The following is a 17,920-nucleotide window of genomic DNA, read 5'->3' as shown; positions in this document are numbered from 1 at the left end:
CCGAGGAATCTTCGGGGAAGAACTGAAAACATCCATTCCTAAAGATTCCTCGGCACGGGCCGCCCCGCTTCGTCGGAATGACAAAAAATCATTATTTATATCCTTTCGCTTCGCGGATCAGTGATTTATACTGGCCAATAGCCAGGGCTTTCTTGTAATTTATTCTGGCCTTGTTCCGGTCATTCGTGCGGGCGGCAATACGCGCCAGACCCGCATAGGCAAAGGCGTGATATTCTTTTGTATAAGGGTCATTGAAGGGTAACCGAAGGGCCACTTCGTACGCTTCTTCCGCTTCTTTATCATCCTTATCGGCATATTCGGCCAGCATTCCCGTGAACGTATGTATGGCCATCGGCAGCAGTTTATTGGGCATCTGCTTCAACCGTTGTACGTAGGGTCGGGCTTCGGCATAGCGTCCCGCCAACAGGAGCGACTCGGCGCAGGTCATGCCGAATAACGGATTTTTCGGGTACTTGTCCGCCAGATATTTCGCGTAAACAACGGCCTTGGCCGGATCCATTTCGTGTTTCAGCAAAATGTGAGCCAGGTAATAATTGGCGACGGGCCGCATGAAAAGCCCTTTTTTAGTCGCGATCTCCATTTGTTTGAGTCCCTTCGGCATGTCGCCATCTTCGAAAAAAAGCATAAACGGCTTCACAATCGAATGGTCCATTGGGTAACGTTCGATATAGTAGTTGTACAGACCGGTGGTGAAATAAAAATCAGGGTTTTTCCCCATCAACACAAAGCCATCCCGAAGGTAATTGTACGCCTTTTTCGACTCCCCAACCGCTTTTAGCGACTCCCCTTTGTTGTTGTACAGCGAAGCCAGGTAGCTATGGGCCGTTAGTGCAAAAAACACCCCTTCGGGGTCATCTTCATCCTTCTCGAGCATCTTCCTGGCCAACGCTAATCCTTGATCTGCCGCCTGTATGAACTGCGCCGTAGCCGCCTTATTCTCGTGCAGTGGTAGGTACTGAAGTTCCAGTTGGGTGGCGCGCAAAATGGGACCAATCGGGTGCTGGGGATACTGAGTCTGAAGCTGCCGTATTTGCGTATCGGCATCCGGAAAATCCATGTTATAAATAGCGTCCAGTGTTTTCAGAACGGTTTGCTGAGTGGTGGGATCCGTAAGTACCTGGGCCGGAGCAAGGAGCGGCAAAAGCAGGCAGCTTACAACCAGAAAGGTATTTTTGAGAATAGACAAAGTAGTTGTTGACGTTACATCGTTTGATTCTATACGACCAGAACCTTACTTTTGTTCAATGCGTAGTATAGAATGAAGGCTATACGAAACTGCTTTTTCCATGATTGCATACGAAAAATTTGTCTTAGATAACGGCTTGCAGGTATTCGTCCACGAAGACGCATCGACACCGATGGCCGCTGTCAATATTTTGTATAATGTTGGGTCGCGCGATGAAGATCCGACCAAAACCGGCTTTGCCCATTTATTTGAGCATTTGATGTTCGGTGGCTCGCAACATATCACGAGTTACGATGAACCGCTGCAGAAGGTCGGCGGGGAGAACAATGCCTTTACCAGCCCCGACATTACCAATTACTACATTACCCTCCCGGCGGCTAACCTGGAGACGGCCTTCTGGCTGGAGTCGGATCGGATGCTGAGCCTCTCGTTCGATCCGCAAGTGCTGGATGTTCAGCAAAAAGTCGTGATTGAAGAATTCAAGCAACGCTACCTGAACCAGCCCTACGGCGATGTCTGGCTCAAGCTTCGTCCATTGGCCTACCAGCAGCACCCCTATCGCTGGGCAACGATTGGCAAAGACATCAGCCACATCGAAAATGCGACGCTGGATGATGTGAAGTCATTTTTCTTCAAGTACTATTTGCCCAACAATGCCATTCTGGTCGTAGCAGGCAACGTGACCGTCGAGCAGGTGAAGCAGTTATGCGCCAAGTGGTTCGCCCCTATTCAGGCGGGTGCTCCCTACGTGCGCCAGCTACCAACCGAACCGAAGCAGACCCAAGCCCGAACGATTGAAACATCGGCCAAAGTGCCGTTGGATAGTCTGTACAAAGCCTACCATATGCCGGGTCGTTTCGATGCCAATTTCCAGACTACTGACTTGCTGGGCGATATGTTGGGACGCAGCAAATCGTCCCGACTCTATCAGCAACTCCTCCGGACAAACCCCTTATTCAGCAGTGTGAACGCCTACATTACCGCTTCCATTGACCCCGGCTTGCTGGTGGTTCAGGGAAACTTAAACAAGGGCATTTCTCTGGAAGAAGCCGATGCCGCCGTTGAGTCGATTGTGCAGGAATTCATCGACCAGTCGGTACCTGACGAAGAGCTGGCGAAAGTAAAAAATCAGGCCGAAGCTACCCTGGCATTTTCGGAAGTTGAACTACTGAACCGAGCCATGAACCTCGCTTACGCGGCCAACGCAGGTAACCCGGACTTAGTCAATCAGGAAGCCGCCCAGATTCAGGCCGTCACACCCGACGGTATTCAGACGATGGCTCGGCAGGTATTACGAAAAGACAACTGCTCGACTCTTTATTATCGGCGGGCTGACTAAGTTATCCTATACGCTTATGCAAACGACCTATCAACCCAAAGCACTTTCGAGCGATCAGCTTCAGGCTTTATCTCAGGAGGTTAAGCAGGCACTCACCGAGCTATATGGCGAGCGCCTGGATCGGGTTATTCTGTATGGGTCGTACGCACGGGGTGATTTTCATGCCGAATCGGATGTGGACTATTTGGTCGTACTGAATGATGATGAAGTCAAGGCTGGAAAAGAAATCAGGTATATGATTGATATAGCTTATGACCTATCTGATAAATACCGTACGCTGGTTTCCGTTAAACCGACACCATTAAGGAAATATATGCAATCAAATCTATTTCTGTACAGAGATGTTCGCCGGGAAGGGAAAGCTATATGAACGAAAATGTATTTGCCTATATGCTACTGGCAGAAGAATGTTTGCGGGACTCCCGGTATTTACTACAGAACAAAAGCTTTCGAAGTGCTGCCGGACGAGCCTACTACGTTTACTTTGATGCCGTCAGAGCCTTACTTGCCAGTAAAAACATCGCGATAAAATCACATTCAGCCATAAAAATGCTGTTTGGCGAACATTTTATTCAGCCAGGATTATTTGATAAGACAGATGCTAAAGACTTCCATAGACTATTCTTGTTGCGTCAAAACAGCGACTATGAAATAGATGAAGATGTCTCTGAAATCGACGCAGTTGATGCAGTCGATACAGCCTCTGAATTTCTCCTCCAGGTTGAAGCTTACCTCCGCGAAAACGGAATTACCTCATGAAAATACGAGTAGGGCAAGGCTATGACGTTCATCGCCTTGAAGAAGGCCGGGCGTTCTGGCTGGGTGGTATTCAGATTCCAAGTTTATTCGGGCCAGTCGGCCACTCCGACGCCGATGTGGTCTGCCATGTGCTATGCGATGCACTATTGGGGGCCGCCAACATGCGAAACATTGGCTACCACTTTTCGGATAAGGACCCACGCTGGAAAGGCGTCGACAGCAAGTTACTCCTGGCCGAAGTACTCCGGATGGTGCGCGGGGCAGGCTACGAAATCTCGAATGTAGACGTAACGGTCGTGCTGCAGGAGCCCAAACTCAATCCGCACATCCCCGCGATGAAAACCTGTCTGGCCGGAGTAATGGCGATTCCGGAAGACGATATTTCCATTAAAGCCACCACCTCCGAGCACCTTGGCTTCGTGGGGCGTGGCGAAGGCATCGCAGCTCATTGTGTGGCGCTGATTATCAAATCCGAAGTTTAACTGATGTATATGATGACGATGACTTCTTCTTTGCGACCGTTGCGTTTTGCCCTTGTGCTTCTTGCCTTTAGTTCTTCGGTTATGGCCCAGCAAAAGCCGCCCGAACCGTTAGGCTTTGAAGAATATGATCCCGTCTCGACCCTTAAAGTGCCGGAACACAAGCTGACTCGTTCCAAATATCCCTTCATCGATGTGCATAACCACCAGTGGGATATGGATAAGGCTAACCTGAGTGGCCTGCTGACCCAAATGGATAGTCTGAATATGGGGATTATGGTCAACCTAAGCGGCCGTGGCTGGGGAAGTGTTCAGGAAGGAACGCAGTTTTTCGATAGATCCTTAGCCAATGCAGCCAAGTCGGCCCCGAAACGACTGGCCTTATTTACCAACCTTAATTTCGACGAGGTCGGTCGGAAAGGCTGGACGGAAGACGCGGTCAAATTGCTGGAAGAGGATGTAAAAAAAGGCGCAAGAGGGCTAAAAATCTTTAAAAATCTTGGCCTGAACAGCAAAGATGAATCGGGACAGCGTATTCGGGTCGATGACCCTCGTCTTGATCCAATCTGGGCAAAATGTGGCGAACTGGGTGTCCCGGTTCTGATTCACACGGCCGACCCCAAGTCCTTTTGGGACCCGATGGACCGCTACAACGAACGCTGGCTCGAACTCAAATTACACGGTGGTCGCAAACGAGCCGCCAACGATCCTGTTCCCTGGGAGCAACTCATCGCCGAGCAGCACAACGTGTTCCGTAAGCACCCGAAAACAACGTTTATTGCGGCACACATGGGGTGGTATCCCAACGATCTAAAAAAGCTCGACAGCCTGATGACAGTTTTCCCGAATATGAATGTCGAAATCGGGGCGGTCATTGCCGAACTGGGCCGTCAGCCAAGAGCCAGCCGTGCGTTTTTCGAGAAGTACCAGGACCGGATTCTGTTCGGCAAAGACAGTTGGGTTCCTTCTGAATACGCTACGTATTTCCGCGTGCTCGAAACGGATGACGAGTACTTTCCCTACCACAAAAAATACCACGCATTCTGGCGAATGTACGGCATGGGATTACCCGATGAGGTTCTGAAAAAAGTATACTATAAAAACGCACTCCGGTTAATTCCAGGTCTGGATAAGAGCCAGTTTCCAAAGTAGTTGCGTATCCGCCCCCTTATGAAAATCACCCAGATTACCCTTTATCGCTACGACATTCCGCTGAAGGCCCCCATCTCCATCTCGCTCGGAACGATTGACAACGCCCGGAATATACTGGTCGAAATTCAAACCGATGAACACCTTACGGGCTGGGGAGAAGGATCACCTTTCTGGATGATCGTTGGCGAAACGCAGGCATCTTCGCTGGCGGCTGCCAATGACATGGCACGGCTCCTGATTGGCCGAGACCCACTCGATATTGAAGGGTGTGTAACGGCGCTGACACGGTATCTGCCCGGTCACCCGACTACCCGATCGGCCTTCGATATGGCGCTTTACGACCTGGCCGCCAAGGCCGCCCGGATGCCACTTTACCAGTTCCTGGGTGGCGCAAAACGTGCGCTGGTTACAGACGAAACAATCTACATCAACACCCCCGGGCGGATGGTGGAAGATGCCTTACGGATTCAGGAAAAAGGTGCCGAAGCCATCAAGGTAAAACTCGGCACAAATCTGCACGACGACATCGACCGTATTGCGGCCATTCGAAAAGCCATTGGTGATAAAACGCCCATCCGTACCGATGCGAACCAGGGCTGGGATGTTGTAACCGCTTCGGGGGTGCTGCGGGCCATCGGCGACTGGAACGTGCAATATTGCGAACAGCCCATCAAACGACACGACATTACGGGGTTACGGCAAATTCGCCGGAGCGCGACTGTACCCATCATGGCCGACGAAAGTCTATTCGATGCCACCGATGCCATTCGGTTAGTACGTGAGGAAGCCGTCGATTACTTTAACATCAAATTATCGAAGAGTGGGGGAATTTTTGAGGCTCTCAAGATCAATGCGATTGCCGAAGCCGCCGGAATTCCCTGCATGATCGGTTGTATGTCGGAGTCGAGATTGGCCCTTACGGCGAACGCCCATTTTGCGGCCGCTCGTCAGAACGTACGTTTCTGCGATCTGGATGGCTGCTTTGAACATGCCGAAGACCCGGTTTACGGAGGTATTACCTACCACGGGTATCAGATCGAACTACCCGATGCTCCGGGTATTGGAGCAGACGTAGACGCAGCATTTCTGGAAAAAGCGGAGCGCATCACACTTGTATGCTAATTACTACCGTTCAGTCAGAGGCCGATGTTCGGGGAATTCTTGCCCTGCAACAGGCCAATCTCCGTAAAAATGTCTCTGTTGACGTGCAACTTGCCCAGGGGTTTGTCACGGTGGAGCATGACCCGGCTGTTCTTATGCGAATGAATCAGGCTGCTCCGAGTATCATTGCCAAAGATGGTGACCGGGTGGTGGGCTACGCCCTGACGATGTTGCCCGAGTTTGGTGCCGATGTACCAGAGCTACTACCCCTCTTTTCGCTGATAAACTCGCTTAGCTACGCCGGTAAGCCGCTGTCGAGCCACGCCTACTACGTGATGGGGCAGGTTTGCGTAGCCGATGGATACCGGGGACAACAGGTATTTGACCGGATGTATAGGCACCACCAGGAGGTTTATGGAGACCGATTCAGACTCTTGATAACGGATATTTCGGCAAACAACACCCGCTCACTGCGTGCTCATGCCCGTGTAGGTTTCCAGGAACTACACTCATTCTACGATTCAACGATTGGCGAGACCTGGGTCGTCGTCGTGTGGGATTGGCAAGTATAAGCGGCTTTTGGTTTCCAGTAGGCAGGCTATCTGGTTTGCCTATCCGTTCCCTACTTTTGTGCTGAATAATTCCAACCAATGGTCAAAAAAATTGCTCTTGTTCTCGTAGGTATTCTGATCGGCCTGGCTGTCTGGCAGTGGGAACTGGTCAGCTACGGGTGGATGCAGGCAAAGGGACAACTGCGGATTTTATGGAACACAAAACCCATAAGTGAGGTGCTGGCGGATCCGGCCTACCCCGATTCGTTGAAGAAAAAAATAGAACTAATCGTAGAAATAAAGCGTTTTGCTTTAGATTCGCTCGGTTTGGATAAGTCGGGCAGTTACGAATCGATCTACGATCAACAGGGTAAACCAATTTTATGGGTAGTTACGGCCGCACAGCCGTACCAGCTTGTGGCCAGGCAGTGGCATTTCCCAATTATTGGCACGTTCTCGTACAAAGGCTTTTTTGAAGAAGACCGTGCTGACTCGACCCAGGCTGAGTTGAAACGGGAAGGACTGGACACCCGCATTGGCGAAGTGTCGGCCTGGTCGACTTTAGGCTTTTTGAATGATCCGATCCTGTCCAGTTTTCTGGACAGGCCCGAAGGAAGCCTGGCTGAGTTGATTATTCATGAGCTGACTCACGGCACATTATTTGTGAAGAACAGCTTGGAGTACAACGAAAACCTAGCTGATTTTGTCGGCGAATATGGGGCTCTACGGTTTCTGGCTCAAAAGTACGGTACGAACTCGACACCTTACCGGGACTATTTGGCGACGAAAGTATTTTATGAGCATTACGACGAACATATTTTGCGCGGTGCCCGAATGCTCGATAGTTTGTATCGAACATTTAAACCCAGCACACAAACGGTAGTCAAAGAGTCGTTGAAGTGGCAAACCATCCGGCAAATCGTCGTGTCATCAGACACAATTACCGACCAACGAAGTACAAACGGTAGACGATCGATAAAAAAGCGGTCACTCGGAAAACTAAACCTACCGAATAATGCGTATTTCATTGGTTACCTTACCTATCGAAAACAGCAGAACCGTTTTCGGCAGGAATTTGAAAATCAGTTTGGGGGAAATTTCAGTCGGTATCTGACCTACCTCAAACAAACCTATCCATCGTTCTAATCGAAGCCCGGCAGGCGGGCAGTTGTGCGTATGAAGAAGTTATTAATTGGCATTGGTATCTTATCCATTTTGAGCACGGGTTTTGTTGCCATGAACGCCTATAGGCGGGTGACAAATACTAGCTTTGGACCAGGTGAACACCTCGAATACCGCGTACACTATGGCTTTTTGAACGCAGCTGAAGCTGTAGTCGATGTCAGCCCGTCGCTCTATAAAGTAAACGAGCGTCCCTGCTATCGGGTCAATGTTGACGCTCGTACGCTGGGGGCCTTTGACCTCGTGACGCGGATTCGCGATACGTGGCGGTCCTACATTGATACATCGGCGATTCTGCCACAGAAGTTTTACACTAATCTTCAGGAAAATAGCTTTCGCAAGGAAGAAAACATTACGTTCAACCACGAAACTAATACGGTAAAAGCTGAAGAGCGTACGGAGAAAGACGTATTTAAAGTGCCCGATAATGTGCACGATCTCATCAGTGGCTATTATTTCCTGCGCACCATTGATTTCAGCAAATTAGCTAGCGGACAGGTTATTGAGGTCCCGGCCTTTTATGACGATACCATTTATAACATGAAGGTTCGGTACCGGGGCAAAGATGTGGTAAAAACCAAACGCGGCAAGGTCAATGTGATCAAACTGAATCCTGTATTGCCTCAGAATAAGCTGATTAAGGAGGAAGAATCTATCCGTATTTTCGTTTCCGACGATGCGAATAAAGTGCCCATTAAAGTGGAAGTCGATTTCTTCGTTGGTTCGATGGAAATGGATCTCAAACGCGATGCAGGCTTAAAACAACCGATAAAATATTTTTAAGGAAAAGACTTTAGGTAAACAAAGCGTGCCGCGGTTGAAACCGTGGCACGCTTTGTTTACACACCTGTTATTTGCCAGCATTCATTTCAGCCCTATGTGCCAACCGTTTATCATCCTCTGCCTGTCTGCCCTATTGACTGTCAGTGCCAATGCTCAAAATCCGCCTTCAGTGCAGGTCATGCTCGTTGGTTTTGATCACTTTAACCAACTGTATAACCAACAGCCCGAGTCTGATGTCTATAACCCTAAAAAACAGTCGGAGATTAAACAGCTCGTCACCTGCTTTCAGGCCTATGCCCCCGATATGATTATGGTTGAAGTTGACCCCAGCGAACAACCCCGGATTGACAGTTTGTTTGCTCTTTATTCGGCAGGCAAACTGGCGTTAGATGCCCTTCCTTCAGGGCGTGGAGAAACCTATCAGGTTGGGTTTGCGCTGGCTAAACGATTAAGACATCAGCGGGTTTATTGCGTTGACCACTACGAAGCGACTTCGCAGTCGCTGTTAACCGAGGGCAGCAATATTGAACTGTATCAGCAAGCATTACAGCAGTTTCAGGGACTAACCCGTCCGTTGAAAAAACAGGTGCAGCACGATAGCTTGTCGGTGTACGAGTACATACGTAAAATTAACCAGCCAGACATGATCACACTGTCGCATCGCCTGTTCTACAACTTACCGGCTTTGGTTGTTAATGGCAATTTCTCCAAGACCGCAACGAATACCATGGATGTCAGTAAAATTGATAAGCGCTACATCGGTGCCGAATTCATCAGCCTATTCTACAATCGGAATCTAAAAATTTACAGCAATGCCTTACTAAGTCAGCGTCAGTATCGGGGAAAGAAACTGCTGCTGCTCTTTGGACAGACCCATATTGGTGTGCTACAGGAACTCTTCAAGGCAAATCTCGACTATAGTCTGGTATCTCCTTTAACCTATTGCAACTAGATGAGAACCCTATCGTAATAGCCTCCGGCCGGTACGTAACAGGTTCTCGATCAGGCTCAACCGATTCCAGCGAAGTTCATAAAACGACTCTTCAGTTGCGCCAAAGCTTTGGTAGAATTCACGAATGGAGGGCTTTATAGGGCTTTCGAAATCAACTATCAGCTCCATTCCGGCTCTTTCCTGAATCATCTGATCGATCAGTAGCGTGCGCGCGTTTCCCGAACGTCCGGCCTCCGACGCTGCATTGAATAGATAAATGATTCGATTTCCCTCGCAGGCGAACAAGGCACCTGACTCGATACGTCCATTCTGGCAGGCATAGCGCAGGGTCATCAGTTTACGTTCACTTAATTCTTTGGTCAGGTTCCTGAGTATGTCATAAGCCCAATCGGCTACTCCTCCATCAATGCCAGCCGTGTGATTCTTCTGAAAAAGCGTGATTAATGGCTCTGGATCGGCTGATTCCATGATCGTCCAGTTAGCCGACAACGCTCGTTTCAGGTTTTGTTTTCGGTCACGGCTGTAGCCTTGATACAGGGCATTGTATCCTACGGACAACGTCAAAACCTGAGTACTTTGGGTATCAACTCGTTCAAATGGAAGTGATCCTCCAGGCGGCAGATGAATACGGAACAGGGAGCCATAGCGAAAATGCCGCTGCATGAGCCGTATGAAGGGGATTGGATCGCGCGTTTGGTCAGGACTGAAAACGCCCAGAAACTGGCAGAAAAATGGCTGGTGAACAATCCAGCTACAAGGGACTCCGAGAACCCGCTTCTGTCGCAGGGGGATTGGCATAACTGCCAGGTAATTACCTGCTTCGTCCGTAACGACTAAGCCCACCCATTTCCAGAATGGGGCGGGCAACACTAGATCCAGATACCAACTGTATGCGTATAGAATGCGGTGCGAGGAACCGGTAACACAGGCATCCCAGGCCAGGTCGTTAATTTGATGTCGGGCTAGCATTCGTATGATGGTCAGGTTGCCCTTTCGTCACCGGGCCGTCATTAGAGAGGACCGGATTTACTTGAACATGGCTTTCAGTTTCTCAACCGTATCGCGGGTTTCAGCATGTTTCGCCACCTGATCACTGATGGTTTGTACGGCATGAATAACCGTGCTGTGATCACGGCCGCCAAAGTGATAGCCGATGGACTTGAGCGACAGATCCGTTTTTTCCTTGGCCAGATACATAGCCACCTGACGGGGATGAACCAGTTCGCGCTTGCGGCTTTTCGCTTTCAGGTCGGCGATGGTGACGTTGAAATAATTAGCTACCGCTTCCTGCACCGTATCGATGGTCACTTCCCGTTCGGAGTCGACAACGATATTGCGCAGGGTTTGCTTAGCTAATTCGAGGTCAATTTCCCGGCGATTCAGGGAGGCCTGCGCCATCAGCGACACAATGACCCCCTCCAGTTCCCGAACGTTGGTATTGACGCTGTGAGCCAGGTATTCGATCACCGTATCATCAATGTAGATCCCTTCGGCCTGAAGTTTTTTCTGGATAATGGCAATACGCGTTTCGAGGTCAGGCGTTTGTAAATCCGCCGACAATCCCCATTTGAAGCGCGACAACAGACGATCCTCCAGGCCATCCAGGGCTCTCGGTGCCCGGTCCGAAGTCATGATAATTTGCTTACCCGACTGATGCAGATGGTTGAAAATATGGAAGAAAATTTCCTGCGTTTTTTCCTTTTTCTGCAAAAACTGCACATCATCGATCACCAGCACATCCACCTGCATGTAAAACGCGGTAAAGTCCCGAATACCGTCAGACCGAACCGCGTTCAAAAACTGGTTGGTAAACTTTTCCGACGTAACATACAGCACAAACTTGGTCTGGTTGTTATTCTTGATAAAGTTACCGATAGCCTGCACCAGATGCGTTTTGCCCAGGCCAACACCTCCATAAATCATGAGCGGATTAAAGGAGGTCACACCCGGGCGTTCGGCCACGGCATAACCCGCTGAACGGGCCAGTCGATTGCAGTCGCCTTCGACGTAGTTATCGAACGTATAACTTGGGTTCAGGTAGGAGTCGAGGGTAAGTGAATCGAGGTCTTTGAGCTGAAACGGGCTTTTCAGGATGTCGGGATTGACATTGTCGGGCTTCGAGGTATGGGTCGATTTGGTTGTCGGCACATTTACCGTCAAGGGCCGGTTTTGTTCGTTACCCTTATCGACAATGATCGAGTACTCCAACTGACCATTGCGCCCGATGGCCGTATCCAGCGCTTTGCGCAGGGCGTGAACGAAATTTTCTTCAAGCCATTCGTAAAAAAACTCACTGGGAACCTGAATGGTCAGCACATTACCATTCAACTTGAGCGGAACGATGGGCTCGAACCAGGTATTGAAGCTCTGCTCGGGTACAATCTCTCGTATAACACTCAGACAGCGATTCCACACCGTCGTTATTTCGCGCTGCATGCCAGTCTGAGGAGTTAGATTCACGTTTACGTTACGTTGGGGTGTCAAAAAAGGGAGACAAATGTATGAAAATATCTAACCTACCGTACAGAACAAAGCACGTTTTTTAGACGAATTTATCGCTCATGTGTTAACAGTTAGCTAAAATTAAGGTATTCGGGCGGAAGGCCAAGGTCCCGCGACAATCCCTTTGAATAATGCAATTGTGTTGTTGCCGAATCAGTTATATCCTTGCTTTTACCGCGCTTACAGAAAAAGATTACTTTTACCTGTCCTTTAGCCTAAATGCATCTGATGGTACCTTTTTTCTTACCGTTATTTCCTGCCACAGATAAATCAGCCTGGTTAACCCAGGTTCTGAACGAATCAAAAACTACGCAACGTAGTGATGATGAGTATGAACGATTACGCTGGCATACCGAAGAAGGCTTTTCGGTAGAACCTTATTATACTGCCAGCGAGCTTGTCCAAGGTCCACTAACCGCGGTACAACTAGCCACAATTCAGGCGGCTCAGAAACAAATTCCAGGCTGGCTGAACACCCCGGTATACAACGTAACTGACGAAAAATCAGACAATATCATCCTGCGGGATGCACTTGCCCGCGGTGCCGATGCATTTGTCATCAATCCTTCTACGTCGGCAACGGACCTGAACGATCCGTTAGCCTACCTGCTGAATGGCATCAAGCTAAGCGATACCCCCATCTTTTTTCGGCCGACTTCCGATCGTGCCAGCGATCTGGTTGTTGCCCTGAAAAAGGTTGCGCCCTACAAACTCAAAGGTGGCTTACTGACCAACGCTGGCGCATCAATAGCCGAAGTCACTCGTCTAACGGCCGATTCACCCCAGTTCCGTACGGTATGTGTCGCTAGTCATGCTTTCCATAATGCGGGTGGCACCGCAACGCAGGAGTTGGCGTTCACCCTGGCTTCTTTAGCCGATACCTACGATCAACTCACCGAGAGTGGTCTTACTATTGATCAACTTGTCTCTAAAACAATACTCTCGGTATCTGTCGGGACGAGTTACTTCATGGAAATTGCCAAACTCAGGGCGCTTCGTGTACTCATAGCGCGTTTCATTTCAGCGTATTCATCGGCTCCCTTTCCCCCTCTCTTCATCCACGGCCAAACGTCTACATTCTATGATGCTAAAGCAACGTCGAACACAAACCTACTCCGGGCAACGACCGAAGCGATGGCGGCTGTGATCGGCGGTTGCGATGCCCTGACGGTTTATCCGTTTGATAGCGTGCTGGGTACGCCCACATCGGCGGATCACTCTACATCGGCAACTGATCTTTCGGCCCGTATTGCCCGAAATGTGTCGATTTTACTTAAACAGGAAAGTTATTTCGATAAGGTTGCCGACCCTTCTGCCGGGTCATATTATGTTGAAGTGCTGACTCATTCGCTAGTAGAAGCGGCCTGGGAACTGTTTCTTACGGTAGAGCAACAGGGTGGTTTTGCTAGCGCATTGGCCAGCGGATTTATACAGACTGAACTTGATAAGGCGTATCAGGCGAAGGTTCAGGCGGTTCGACATGGAAAGGTGTTGGTAGGCGTCACGAAGTTTCGCTTCGATGAACCTACCCCCCAAACCTACACAGCCCCCAAAGGTGTTACAGGTGTATTGCCTGACCGACGACTGGCTGAAGAATTTGAGTAAACCTGTTTTAGGATCAACAAACATGAGACCTTCCTTTTCAACTGTATCAACTACATCAATACCGGGTAATAAACCCGTAGCACCGTCTCAGGCTCCGGCAGTTACCCCCTTCCTGACCGCCGAAGGTATTAAGTTAAAACCTCGTTTTACGATTGCGGATAGTGCGACAACTGATCACCTGAATTACTCGGCCGGAATCCCCCCATTTCTTCGGGGTCCTTATGCCAGCATGTATGTTCGGCAACCGTGGACCATCCGTCAGTATGCGGGCTTTTCAACGGCCGAAGAGTCGAATGCGTTTTATCGGCGCAATCTGGCGGGTGGTCAAAAAGGGCTATCCGTAGCGTTCGATCTGGCTACGCACCGGGGTTACGACTCCGACCACCCGCGTGTGGTTGGCGATGTCGGGAAAGCAGGGGTAGCCATCGATTCGGTTGAGGACATGAAAATCCTTTTCGACCAGATTCCCCTCGACCAGATGTCGGTGTCGATGACCATGAACGGGGCGGTACTCCCAATTATGGCCTTTTTTATCGTTGCGGCCGAAGAACAGGGCGTGCCCCCCGAGAAGTTATCGGGTACCATACAAAACGATATTCTGAAAGAGTTTATGGTTCGGAATACGTACATCTATCCACCGGAGCCATCCATGCGCATAGTGGGGGATATTTTCTCGTATACGGCCCAGCACATGCCAAAGTTCAACTCGATCAGCATTAGCGGCTATCATATGCACGAAGCGGGTGCTCCGGCGCATCTCGAACTTGCCTATACCCTGGCCGATGGACTCGAATACATCCGGACGGGTCTCCGAGCGGGTATGGCGATCGATACCTTTGCACCGCGCCTTTCGTTTTTCTGGGGTATCGGCATGAACCACTTTATGGAGATTGCCAAACTCCGGGCAGGACGGCTCCTGTGGGCTAAAATTGTAAAGCAATTTGACCCTAAAAATGCCAAATCGTTAGCCCTGCGGACCCATTGCCAAACATCGGGCTACAGCTTAACGGAACAGGACCCTTTCAACAATGTAGCACGCACAACGATTGAAGCGCTGGCGGCTGTATTGGGCGGTACGCAAAGTTTGCATACGAATTCACTGGACGAAGCCATTGCCCTACCAACCGACTTTTCGGCGCGTATTGCCCGGAATACGCAACTTTACCTCCAGCACGAGACCGATATAACCCGCGCCGTCGACCCTTGGGGCGGCTCGTACTACGTCGAATTTTTGACGAAAGAACTCGTCGAGAAAGCCTGGGCCTTGCTGGAAGAAGTAGAAGAACTGGGCGGCATGACGAAGGCTATCGAAACGGGTCTTCCCAAGCTTCGGATCGAAGAAGCGGCTGCCCGCAAACAGGCACGTATCGATTCGGGTAAAGACATAATTGTGGGCGTAAACCGGTACAGACCCGCTTCAGAAACCGTTATAGAACTGCTCGATATCGACAATCAGGCCGTACGTGAAAACCAGTTAAAACGCTTGAATGATGTAAAGAAAACCCGAAATCAAGAGGAGGTCGACCAGGCGCTGGCTGCTATTACAGCCGCAGCTTTGGCCCCCTCTCAACCCCAGAATCTTTTAGCACTTGCCGTGGAAGCGGCCCGCCACCGCGCCACCCTTGGTGAAATCTCCGACGCTATGGAAAAAGCATTTGGCCGTCATAAGGCCACTATTCGAGCGGTATCGGGCATCTATTCGGCTGAAGTTTCGGATGATGAGAACTTTCGTTTAGCCCGCGAAATGAGTGATCAGTTTGCCGAACTCGACGGCCGTCGGCCCCGGATACTGGTCGCGAAAATGGGACAGGATGGCCACGACCGGGGCGCGAAAATTATTGCGACAAGCTTTGCCGATCTTGGCTTCGATGTGGACATGGGGCCTCTGTTTCAGACCCCGGAGGAAGTAGCCCGACAAGCGGCCGAGAACGATGTGCATATTGTGGGCGTATCGAGTCTGGCAGCGGGGCATAAAACCCTGGTTCCGCAACTTATTGACGAACTCCGGAAAATTGGCCGTGATGACATCATGGTCATTGCCGGTGGGGTCATTCCGGCGGGCGACTATCAGTACCTGTACGATGCAGGCGTCAAAGGCATCTTTGGCCCCGGTACCGTCATTTCAATAGCGGCTCAGAAGATTCTTAAAGAGTTGATGCAAGACTAGTCTTTTCTTATAATGCAGAACGGGCCGATCGTTATTACGATCGGCCCGTTCTGTAATGAAGCTTATTGTTCCCTGGCGGCCAGGCTAGTTCTCGTGTCGGCCACTCACTGAATTACGCTAATACTTATTGATAATCGAATCAGGTAGAATCTGTACGTCGATACCCGTTGCTTTCATCAGGTTGGCCCTGTTGTTCTGTCCATCCACGTAGGCAGGATTGACCACCATCGAGCGATTATAGTAGTAAGAAGCCAGTTCCAGTTTCTGGCGGTTATTCTGTGCAAGACCCTCACCTTGATAAATCACGCCCAGGTTGTTGTAGGCAGGTGCATAGGCATTAGCTGCCCGAATAGTCTGTTTATAATAATACTTAGCGGAATCGACGTTAGGCGTGATTTTCTGAAACACATAGGCCATCGAGAAATAGGCTTCGCCAAAATTCGGATAAATCCGGGTCGATTCCTGCAAATGATCAATCGCCCAGCGCCCGTGTTTGTTGGCATGGGCAATATTGGTATCAATCAGCGCCTGCGCCTTTTTAATCTGCTCAGGCGTTGGCCTCGGCTTAATGGCATTCGTGGCATTGGCGATTGAGTCAGCTTTTGCACGATCTTTCACGCCTTTTTCAATCCATTCATTGGCTACGTGCCGTTGCACCTGGCAGCTGTTCGGTGCATATGGCAATGCCGAATTGAAGAGCACAAAGTTGTTTTCCCAATCGCGGTTGCGCTCTACTGTCTTAAATGAGTACAAACCGGTTATAACAGCCATCAGACCAAGCAACGGAGCATACCGGACCAGTGCAGACTGACTGGTGGTTTCGCCCGACTCCGTTGGTTTACGGACCAGGAATTTCTGGAGCGCCCAGATCAACACGAAGCCAAAGCCCATGACAGCTGCGTAGGAGAAACGTTCGGCAAAGATGCCGCCCCGAATCCAGATAAAGCCTAACCCAGGCGCCATCGTAACGAAGAACCAGAAGATGCCAAAACCCCAAAGCGTGCGCTTGACAAAGCCTTTCCAAGCCAACCAGAGCAGGCCCAGCAATGTAAAAAAACCGGCCCAGGTTAGTAAGTCGCCCTTCCCTCCCGATGGAATTACATTGTACGAATAGTCATAAACAAGCGGATGAGGCAAAATCAGCAACCGGATGTAATATTCCAGAAACTTAAACGTGGTTGATTTCTGGGTCTTCTCGATGGCATATGGGTAGTTGGCCCAGTCAACGGGTGGGGTGCCACTCAGCGTGCCAATCATCTTCTGTTTCTGGTAAAAGAACAGAGCGGCAACAATCAAAAACGGCCAGAGGCTAATTAGCGACTGCCATACATTCCGGCGGGCAAACCAGTATTGCATAGCCGGAATCAGGGCCAGACTGACAATCGACGACTCTTTTGATAGGAAGGCCAGGTAAAGCGACACGCAGGCTCCCGCAATCCAGCCCCATTGATTGGTTTCCAGATACCGCCAGTACGACAATAGCATCAGGGCAATAAACAGGAAACTCAGGATTTCATCGCGCCCCTTAATGTTGGCAACAATTTCAGTATGCAGCGGATGCGCGATAAAAACTAAACCTATCAGGAAAGCGGTAAGGGTTTGATTAGCCAGCCATTTCTGAAGCAAAACACCGATAACCAGTCCCGTAAGGCCATACAGGCCAGCGTTAATCATGTGACTGATGTTCGGATTGTCTTTAAAATATTCCTGTTCAAGTGCGAAGGTGATCAGCGACAAAGGGCGATAGTAACCCAGCGAGATATTGCTGAAGTGCCAGAATTCGGTGCGCAGCAGGTCTGGAATACCCGCAATCCCCCGTTTCACGAATAAGTTTTGGCTGACTGCCGCAATATCGTCGAGGGCATACTGATGGCCAAACGTGTTAATGTATAAAGCAAATCCAAGCAGCGCCAGTACAGCGGGCGGCCACCATTCCACGGAACGCTTGCTGATAGGTAAATCGGACGAGGGTTCCTCACTAACCGCCTTCATAGTTACGGGCCGCGCCAGAGGGCGTTGAACGGAATCGGTCGGGCGAGCCGAACCAGGCCGACCGGAAACATTGGTAGTAGTTAACGGAGATTTAGGAGCAACTGGCCTTTCTGAGGCCGGGCGAGAATTCTCAGCGCCTGATGATTGCT

General features: G+C 50.0%; 16 protein-coding genes. 12 read left to right on the top strand and 4 right to left on the bottom strand.

What is annotated here, in order from left to right; all coding sequences use genetic code 11:
• Positions 1-91: 91 nt before the first annotated feature.
• Positions 92-1,207 (bottom strand): tetratricopeptide repeat protein, encoded by a 1,116-nt coding sequence (locus tag ACYU8Y_RS23330; protein ID WP_460940553.1) that lies wholly within the window; start codon positions 1,205-1,207, stop codon positions 92-94.
• A 100-nt stretch (positions 1,208-1,307) separates the two neighbouring features.
• Between ACYU8Y_RS23330 and ACYU8Y_RS23325 the strand changes: the two genes are divergently transcribed.
• The 10 genes from ACYU8Y_RS23325 to ACYU8Y_RS23280 all read left to right on the top strand — a co-directional run bounded on the left by ACYU8Y_RS23325 (position 1,308) and on the right by ACYU8Y_RS23280 (position 9,505).
• Positions 1,308-2,546 (top strand): M16 family metallopeptidase, encoded by a 1,239-nt coding sequence (locus tag ACYU8Y_RS23325; protein ID WP_460940552.1) that lies wholly within the window; start codon positions 1,308-1,310, stop codon positions 2,544-2,546.
• Between the two features lie 16 nt (positions 2,547-2,562).
• Complete coding sequence (locus tag ACYU8Y_RS23320; protein ID WP_460940551.1) at positions 2,563-2,916, top strand: nucleotidyltransferase domain-containing protein; 354 nt, start codon at positions 2,563-2,565, stop codon at positions 2,914-2,916.
• Positions 2,913-3,305 (top strand): HEPN domain-containing protein, encoded by a 393-nt coding sequence (locus ACYU8Y_RS23315; protein WP_460940550.1) that lies wholly within the window; start codon positions 2,913-2,915, stop codon positions 3,303-3,305. Before ACYU8Y_RS23320 ends, ACYU8Y_RS23315 begins: the two co-directional genes overlap by 4 nt.
• Entirely contained in the window at positions 3,302-3,787 is a 486-nt protein-coding gene (ispF, locus tag ACYU8Y_RS23310; RefSeq protein WP_460940549.1) for a 2-C-methyl-D-erythritol 2,4-cyclodiphosphate synthase, read from the top strand. The genes ACYU8Y_RS23315 and ispF overlap by 4 nt, the downstream gene beginning before the upstream one ends.
• A gap of 81 nt (positions 3,788-3,868) precedes the next feature.
• On the top strand, positions 3,869-4,936 hold the full coding sequence (locus tag ACYU8Y_RS23305) for an amidohydrolase family protein (RefSeq protein ID WP_460940548.1): 1,068 nt from the start codon (positions 3,869-3,871) through the stop codon (positions 4,934-4,936).
• A gap of 18 nt (positions 4,937-4,954) precedes the next feature.
• Positions 4,955-6,058 (top strand): mandelate racemase/muconate lactonizing enzyme family protein, encoded by a 1,104-nt coding sequence (locus ACYU8Y_RS23300; RefSeq protein WP_460940547.1) that lies wholly within the window; start codon positions 4,955-4,957, stop codon positions 6,056-6,058.
• On the top strand, positions 6,052-6,609 hold the full coding sequence (locus ACYU8Y_RS23295) for a GNAT family N-acetyltransferase (protein ID WP_460940546.1): 558 nt from the start codon (positions 6,052-6,054) through the stop codon (positions 6,607-6,609). Before ACYU8Y_RS23300 ends, ACYU8Y_RS23295 begins: the two co-directional genes overlap by 7 nt.
• Positions 6,610-6,687: 78 nt before the next feature.
• Positions 6,688-7,734: an aminopeptidase gene (locus ACYU8Y_RS23290; RefSeq protein WP_460940545.1), complete on the top strand. Its 1,047-nt coding sequence runs from the start codon at positions 6,688-6,690 to the stop codon at positions 7,732-7,734.
• A 30-nt stretch (positions 7,735-7,764) separates the two neighbouring features.
• A complete protein-coding gene (locus ACYU8Y_RS23285; RefSeq protein WP_460940544.1) occupies positions 7,765-8,553 on the top strand; it encodes a DUF3108 domain-containing protein in 789 nt (262 codons plus the stop codon).
• 94 nt (positions 8,554-8,647) lie between these two features.
• Positions 8,648-9,505, top strand: a complete 858-nt coding sequence (locus ACYU8Y_RS23280) for a DUF5694 domain-containing protein (protein WP_460940543.1) — start codon at positions 8,648-8,650, stop codon at positions 9,503-9,505.
• A 9-nt stretch (positions 9,506-9,514) separates the two neighbouring features.
• On the opposite strand, the gene ACYU8Y_RS23275 is transcribed toward ACYU8Y_RS23280, so the two are convergent.
• Both ACYU8Y_RS23275 and dnaA read right to left on the bottom strand, forming a co-directional pair.
• The gene (locus ACYU8Y_RS23275; protein ID WP_460940542.1) at positions 9,515-10,474 is read right to left on the bottom strand and encodes a GNAT family N-acetyltransferase; all 960 of its coding nucleotides are present in this window, start codon (positions 10,472-10,474) and stop codon (positions 9,515-9,517) included.
• Between the two features lie 57 nt (positions 10,475-10,531).
• The gene (gene dnaA, locus ACYU8Y_RS23270; protein WP_460940541.1) at positions 10,532-11,941 is read right to left on the bottom strand and encodes a chromosomal replication initiator protein DnaA; all 1,410 of its coding nucleotides are present in this window, start codon (positions 11,939-11,941) and stop codon (positions 10,532-10,534) included.
• A gap of 294 nt (positions 11,942-12,235) precedes the next feature.
• On the opposite strand from dnaA, the gene ACYU8Y_RS23265 reads away from it, so the two are divergent.
• Both ACYU8Y_RS23265 and scpA read left to right on the top strand, forming a co-directional pair.
• A complete protein-coding gene (locus tag ACYU8Y_RS23265) occupies positions 12,236-13,612 on the top strand; it encodes a methylmalonyl-CoA mutase family protein (RefSeq protein WP_460940540.1) in 1,377 nt (458 codons plus the stop codon).
• Positions 13,613-13,634: 22 nt separating this feature from the next.
• Positions 13,635-15,779, top strand: a complete 2,145-nt coding sequence (gene scpA / locus ACYU8Y_RS23260) for a methylmalonyl-CoA mutase (protein WP_460940539.1) — start codon at positions 13,635-13,637, stop codon at positions 15,777-15,779.
• Positions 15,780-15,896: 117 nt separating this feature from the next.
• Here the strand turns inward: scpA and ACYU8Y_RS23255 are convergent, their stop codons facing one another.
• Positions 15,897-17,771 carry a tetratricopeptide repeat protein gene (locus ACYU8Y_RS23255; RefSeq protein WP_460940538.1) on the bottom strand — a complete coding sequence of 625 codons (1,875 nt, stop codon included), beginning with the start codon at positions 17,769-17,771 and terminating at the stop codon, positions 15,897-15,899.
• Positions 17,772-17,920: the final 149 nt, after the last annotated feature.

It is taken from the genome of Spirosoma humi (genome assembly GCF_054776575.1).
The sequence above is the reverse complement of the archived record's forward strand: the minus strand, read 5'-3'. Positions and strand labels throughout refer to the sequence as shown.

Bases quoted from the DNA above. Each gene is read 5' to 3' on its own strand.
- ACYU8Y_RS23325 (WP_460940552.1), top strand. From the start codon at position 1,308: ATGATTGCATACGAAAAATTTGTCTTAGATAACGGCTTGCAGGTATTC.
- ACYU8Y_RS23305 (WP_460940548.1), top strand. From the start codon at position 3,869: ATGGCCCAGCAAAAGCCGCCCGAACCGTTAGGCTTTGAAGAATATGAT.
- scpA (WP_460940539.1), top strand. From the start codon at position 13,635: ATGAGACCTTCCTTTTCAACTGTATCAACTACATCAATACCGGGTAAT.
- ACYU8Y_RS23320 (WP_460940551.1), top strand. From the start codon at position 2,563: ATGCAAACGACCTATCAACCCAAAGCACTTTCGAGCGATCAGCTTCAG.
- ACYU8Y_RS23315 (WP_460940550.1), top strand. From the start codon at position 2,913: ATGAACGAAAATGTATTTGCCTATATGCTACTGGCAGAAGAATGTTTG.
- ACYU8Y_RS23275 (WP_460940542.1), bottom strand. From the start codon at position 10,474: ATGCTAGCCCGACATCAAATTAACGACCTGGCCTGGGATGCCTGTGTT.
- ACYU8Y_RS23295 (WP_460940546.1), top strand. From the start codon at position 6,052: ATGCTAATTACTACCGTTCAGTCAGAGGCCGATGTTCGGGGAATTCTT.
- ACYU8Y_RS23300 (WP_460940547.1), top strand. From the start codon at position 4,955: ATGAAAATCACCCAGATTACCCTTTATCGCTACGACATTCCGCTGAAG.
- ACYU8Y_RS23285 (WP_460940544.1), top strand. From the start codon at position 7,765: ATGAAGAAGTTATTAATTGGCATTGGTATCTTATCCATTTTGAGCACG.
- dnaA (WP_460940541.1), bottom strand. From the start codon at position 11,941: ATGCAGCGCGAAATAACGACGGTGTGGAATCGCTGTCTGAGTGTTATA.
- ACYU8Y_RS23255 (WP_460940538.1), bottom strand. From the start codon at position 17,771: ATGAAGGCGGTTAGTGAGGAACCCTCGTCCGATTTACCTATCAGCAAG.
- ispF (WP_460940549.1), top strand. From the start codon at position 3,302: ATGAAAATACGAGTAGGGCAAGGCTATGACGTTCATCGCCTTGAAGAA.
- ACYU8Y_RS23265 (WP_460940540.1), top strand. From the start codon at position 12,236: ATGGTACCTTTTTTCTTACCGTTATTTCCTGCCACAGATAAATCAGCC.
- ACYU8Y_RS23290 (WP_460940545.1), top strand. From the start codon at position 6,688: ATGGTCAAAAAAATTGCTCTTGTTCTCGTAGGTATTCTGATCGGCCTG.
- ACYU8Y_RS23280 (WP_460940543.1), top strand. From the start codon at position 8,648: ATGTGCCAACCGTTTATCATCCTCTGCCTGTCTGCCCTATTGACTGTC.